This is a genomic window from Streptomyces sp. NPDC055078, from assembly GCF_053607985.1.
On sequence record NZ_JBSGUP010000565.1, the window covers coordinates 1 to 5,480 of the forward strand.

General features: G+C 73.2%; 5 protein-coding genes. 1 reads left to right on the forward strand and 4 read right to left on the reverse strand.

Annotation, left to right across the window (positions count from 1 at the left end; genetic code table 11):
- Positions 1-81: 81 nt before the first annotated feature.
- Positions 82-1,254, reverse strand: a complete 1,173-nt coding sequence (gene hutI / locus ACWF94_RS32070) for an imidazolonepropionase (RefSeq protein WP_453496498.1) — start codon at positions 1,252-1,254, stop codon at positions 82-84.
- 176 nt (positions 1,255-1,430) lie between these two features.
- Here hutI and ACWF94_RS32075 point away from each other — a divergent pair, with 176 nt between their 5' ends.
- The gene (locus ACWF94_RS32075; RefSeq protein WP_453496504.1) at positions 1,431-1,802 is read left to right on the forward strand and encodes a VOC family protein; all 372 of its coding nucleotides are present in this window, start codon (positions 1,431-1,433) and stop codon (positions 1,800-1,802) included.
- 38 nt (positions 1,803-1,840) lie between these two features.
- On the opposite strand, the gene ACWF94_RS32080 is transcribed toward ACWF94_RS32075, so the two are convergent.
- The 3 genes from ACWF94_RS32080 to hutU form a co-directional block, all read right to left on the reverse strand.
- A complete protein-coding gene (locus tag ACWF94_RS32080) occupies positions 1,841-3,223 on the reverse strand; it encodes a formimidoylglutamate deiminase (protein WP_453496507.1) in 1,383 nt (460 codons plus the stop codon).
- Positions 3,224-3,261: 38 nt separating this feature from the next.
- Positions 3,262-4,452, reverse strand: a complete 1,191-nt coding sequence (locus ACWF94_RS32085) for an allantoate amidohydrolase (protein ID WP_453496510.1) — start codon at positions 4,450-4,452, stop codon at positions 3,262-3,264.
- 59 nt (positions 4,453-4,511) lie between these two features.
- Positions 4,512-5,480 (reverse strand): urocanate hydratase (gene hutU / locus ACWF94_RS32090; protein WP_453496501.1); only part of this gene is annotated, 969 nt, incomplete at its 5' end.

The window sequence follows — 5,480 nt, forward strand, 5'->3', positions numbered from 1 at the left end:
CGCCCCCCTGACCACCGGCGACCACCGGCACTTGCGCCCGTGACCGCGCCTGTGACCGCGCCTGTGACCGCGTGCCCCCGCCTACCGGCCCTTGCGCCCCTGACGCCAGACATCGGTGATCAGCGGGACGCCGGGGCGGTAGGCGAGATGGACATGGCTGGGCGCGTCGAGCAGCGCGAGATCCGCGCGGGCGCCGGGTGACAGCCGCCCGATGTCGTCGCGCCGCAGGGCCGCCGCGCCGCCCGCCGTGGCCGCCCACAGCGCCTCGTCCGGGGTCATTCCCATGTCCCGTACGGCCAGCGCGATACAGAACGGCATCGACGAGGTGAACGACGACCCGGGGTTGCAGTCCGTGGACAGCGCCACGGTCACCCCCGCGTCCAGCAGCCGCCGGGCGTCGGGCCACTGGGCGCGGGTGGAGAACTCCGCGCCGGGCAGCAGGGTCGCCACCGTGCTCCCGCTCGCGAGGGCGTCGACGTCCCGGCCGGTCAGATGCGTGCAGTGGTCCGCGCTGGCCGCGCCCACCTCGACGGCGAGCCGCACCCCGGGCCCGTGACCGAGCTGGTTGGCGTGCACGCGCGGGATCAGGCCCTTCGCCAGGCCCGCGGTGAGGACGGCGCGCGCCTGGTCCCCGTCGAACGCCCCCTTCTCGCAGAACACATCGACCCAGCGGGCGTACGGGGCGCAGGCGTCGAGCATCTCCCCGGTGACCAGGCCGACGTATCCGGCCGGATCGTCCGCGAAGTCGGGCGGCACGATATGCGCGCCGAGGTAGGTGACCTCCTCGGTGTGCCGGGCGGCGATCCTCAGGGCGCGGGCCTCGTCGTGGGTGGTCAGCCCGTATCCCGACTTGGTCTCGAAGGTGGTCGTGCCCTGCCGGAGCGCCTCGTCCAGATACCGCAGGAGATTCGCCTCCAGCGCCGCGTCCGTGGCCGCGCGGGTGGCGGCGACGGTCGTACGGATACCGCCCGCCTCGTACGCGCGGCCGGACATCCGGGCATTGAACTCCTCGGTCCGGTCCCCGCCGAAGAGCAGATGGGAGTGCGAGTCGACGAACCCGGGCACGGCGGCCCGGCCGCCAGCGTCATGCACGGTGTCGGCGTCGGGCGCGTCCTGGGCCCGGCCCACCCAGCCGACCTTCTCCCCGTCGAGGACGACGGCGGCGTCATGGAGCAGGCCGAGGGGGGTGTGATCGCCGAGGGCGGGGTCGTTGGTGACCAGGGTGCTGAGGTTGGTGATGAGAGTGGTGCTCATGGGTTCGTTCCTCTCCACGGGAATGTCCTGCCGTTCCGGCGGTGCCGTACGGGGTGGTCGTACGGCCGGCAGGGCGCGGCCCGGGCGGTCGGCGATGAGTTCCCGGCCGTCGCCCGGTCACCCCTGTGTACGGAGAAAGCCACACTCGGAGAATGAGAGACGGGCGGCGAATCGACATGCTCGGTAAGGCAAAGGCGTTCAGCGGCTTCGCGGTGGATGACATCCCGGCCGCGAGCAAGTTCTACGGAGAGACCCTCGGGCTGCGGGTGTCCGAGGACAACGGCATGCTGATACTGCATCTCGCGGGCGACCGGGACACCCTGGTGTACCCGAAGCCCGACCACACCCCGGCGACGTACACCATTCTCAACTTCCCGGTGTCCGACATCGAACAGGCCGTCGACGGGCTGACCGAGCGGGGCGTGGAGTTTCTGCGCTACGAAGGCTTCGAGACCGACGAGCGGGGCATCTTCCGGGGCGGCGGCCCGCTCATCGCCTGGTTCACCGACCCGGCGGGCAATGTGCTCTCGGTCCTCCAGGAAGGTTAGGGCCTCGGTCCGGGCGAGCGCGTGCCCGGTACGCGGGATCATGAGCGGAGGGCGGCGATCGCCGAGGTGAGCGCGGACGGCACATCCGGGATCAGACAGTGCGCGCCGGCGCGCACCACGCGACGGCCGCCGACCACGACGTCCGTGACATCCGCCGCCGACCCGGCGAAGAGCACGGTCTCGGCCGCCAGCCGGGGCAGCGGCCCTGCGGTGCGGACCGAGTCCAGGGCGACCGTGGTGAAGTCGGCGAGGGCGCCCGCCTCCAGCCGGCCCGCTTCGGGCCAGCCGAGGGCCGCGTGGCCGTCGGAGGTGGCGGCGCGCAGCAGGGCCCCGGCCGTCCAGTGGCCGCGGGTGCGGGTGCGCAGGCGTTCGTCCAGTTCCAGGGCCCGTGCCTCCTCCAGCAGATCGATCACCGCGTGGCTGTCGCTGCCGAGGGAGAGCGGCGAACCCGCCCGCTGGAGGGCGGCGGCGGGGCCGATGCCGTCAGCCAGGTCCCGTTCGGTCGTCGGGCACATACAGGTACCGGCGCCCGCGCCGCCCAGGACGCGGATGTCGTCGTCCGTGAGATGGGTGGCGTGCACGGCGGTCACCGTCGGCTTCCAGAAGCCGGTGCGGTCCAGGAGCCGGGTCGGGGTGCAGCCGTAGAAGGCGAGGCACGCCTCGTTCTCGGCGGGCTGCTCCGAGAGATGGATATGCACGGGAGCGCCCTCGGTGCGGGCCGCGAACGCGGTGTAGCCGTCCGGCTCGGAGAACGCCCGTACCGAGTGGATCGCCGCACCGATCCGGGCGTGGTCACGGGCCTTGAGCAGCGACCAGCGCTCGTACCAGCCGTCCGCCGAGCCGTCGCCGAACCGGAGCTGCGGGCCTTCGAGGGGCCGGTGCCCGTCGCGGGTGAGGCCGCCGCGCAGATAGGCCGTGTCGAGGAGGGTGATCCGGATGCCCGCGTCAGCCGCCGCCGCGATCATGGCTTCGCCCATGGCGTTGGGTTCGGCGTACGGGACGCCGCCCGGCCCGTGGTGGAGGTAGTGGAACTCCCCCACCGCCGTGATGCCCGCGAGGGCCATCTCCGCGTAGGCGGCGCGCGCGAGGGCGTGGTACGAGTCCGGGGTGAGCCGGGACGCGACCTGGTACATCACCTCGCGCCAGGTCCAGAAGGTGCCGGAGCCGACCTGTACGGTCCCGCGCAGCGCCCGGTGGAAGGCGTGGCTGTGGCTGTTGGCCAGGCCGGGAATGGTCAGGCCGCGCAGCACCTCCGCGCCGGGGGGCGGCCGGTCGGCCCCCCGGCGTACGGCCCCGATCCGGCTGTCGCGCACCTCCAGCACCACATCCGGTTCGACATGGGCGCCGAGCCAGGCGTGCTCGGCCCAGTAGACGGCCGCCGGCGGCGTGCCCGGCGCCGGTCGTGACGGCGGTGACGGCAGTGACGGTGGAGTCGGTGGCGACGGTGGTGACTGTGGTGTCAGGGGCACGCGAGACCCTCCAGTACGTCGGCGAGCGCGAGGACCCCCGCGACACAGTCGTCCTCGGCCGCGAACTCGGCCGGGGAGTGCGAGACGCCCGTGGGGTTCCGTACGAACAGCATGGCGGTCGGTACGGCGGCGGAGAGGATTCCCGCGTCGTGTCCCGCCCCCGTGCCCAGCACCGGGACCCGGCCGCCGAGGATGCGGTTCAGCTCGTCCCGCAGAGTGTGCGCGAACTCGACGACCGGGGTGAAGGACTCCCGTACGACCGTCAGATCCACGCCGTCCCGGCGGGCGCGCTCCCCGGCGGCCCGTTCGATCGCGGCGACGACGGTGTCCAGGGTGCCCTGGTCGGCGGCGCGCGAGTCGAGCCAGCCGCGTACCAGCGATGGGATGGCGTTGACGCCGTTCGGTTCGACGGAGACCTTGCCGAAGGTGGCGACCGCGCCCGCGAGTTCCGCCTCGCGGCGGGCGGCGATGACGGTCTCGGCGTAGCTGAGCATCGGGTCGCGGCGGTCGGTGAGCCGGGTGGTGCCCGCGTGGTTGGCCTCGCCGTGGAAGTCGAACCGCCAGCGGCCGTGGGGCCAGATGGCGGACGCGATCCCGATGGCGTCGCCGGTCAGATCGAGTGCGCGCCCCTGCTCGACGTGCAGTTCCACGAACGCGCCGATCCGCGCCAGCCGTTCGGGGTCGGGCCCGATGACGTCGGGGTCATGGCCCGCGGCCTCCATGGCCTGGGGGAGCGTGATGCCGTCGGCGTCCTGGAGCGCGTACGCCTGCCGCCGGGTGAGCTGTCCGGCGGTGAGCCGCGAGCCGACGCAGGCGAGCCCGAAGCGCGCGCCTTCCTCGTCGCCGAAGTTCACCACCGCGAGGGGCCGGGTGAACTCCGCTTCCCTGCGGCGCAGTTCGTCCAGGGCCGCGAAGGAGGAGACGACGCCGAGGGGTCCGTCGAACGCGCCCCCGTCGGGCACCGAGTCCAGATGGGAGCCGGTCACCACGGCGTCCCCCCGGGTGGGGTCGCCGAGCCAGGCCCACTGATTGCCGTTGCGGTCGGTCTCCAGGGTGAGCCCGCGTGCCTCGGCCTGCTCCCGGAACCAGGTCCGGCAGTCGGTGTCCGCCGCCGTCCACGCGTGGCGGCGGTAGCCCTTCGTCCGGGGATCGCGGCCGATCCGCGCCAGCTCGGCCCACATGTCCGTGAACCCGGCCGGGGTCCCGGTTCGCCCGGACGGCACGGCCGGGCGGCGGGCGGTCACTCGCCCTCCCGCATCGGGATGCGGACCCCGAGCCCGGCGGCGACGGACTCGGCGGTGTCGTAGCCCGCGTCGACATGGCGGATGACGCCCATTCCGGGGTCGTTGGTGAGCACCCGGCGGATCTTCTCCCCGGCCAGTTCGGTGCCGTCGGCGACGGTCACCTGACCCGCATGGATGGAGCGGCCCATGCCCACGCCGCCGCCGTGGTGGATGGAGACCCAGGACGCGCCGGATGCCACGTTCACCATGGCGTTCAGCAGCGGCCAGTCGGCGATGGCGTCCGAGCCGTCGAGCATGGCCTCCGTCTCGCGGTACGGGGACGCCACCGAGCCGCAGTCCAGATGGTCGCGGCCGATCGCCAGCGGCGCGGCCAGTTCGCCGCTCGCGACCATGTCGTTGAACCGCTCGCCCGCGCGGTCGCGCTCGCCGTAGCCGAGCCAGCAGATACGGGCGGGCAGGCCCTGGAAGTGGACGCGTTCGCCCGCCATCCTGATCCAGCGGTGGAGGGACTCGTTCTCGGGGAACAGTTCGAGCAGCGCGCGGTCGGTCTTCGCGATGTCCGACGCCTCGCCCGACAGGGCCGCCCAGCGGAACGGCCCGCGCCCCTCGCAGAACAGCGGCCGGATATACGCCGGTACGAAGCCGGGGAAGTCGAACGCCCGGTCGTACCCGGCGAGCCGGGCCTCGCCCCGGATGGAGTTGCCGTAGTCGAAGACCTCCGCGCCCGCGTCCTGGAAGCCGACCATCGCCTCCACCTGACGCGCCATCGACTCCCGGGCGCGCAGGGTGAAGTCGGCGGGCTTCTCGGCCGCGTACGAGGCCATGTCGGCGAAGTCGACACCGCTCGGGAGGTAGGCCAGCGGGTCGTGCGCCGAGGTCTGGTCGGTCACGATGTCGATGGGCGCACCCTCGGCGAGCAGGCGCGGCAGCAGGTCGGCGGCGTTGCCGAGGAGGCCGATGGACAG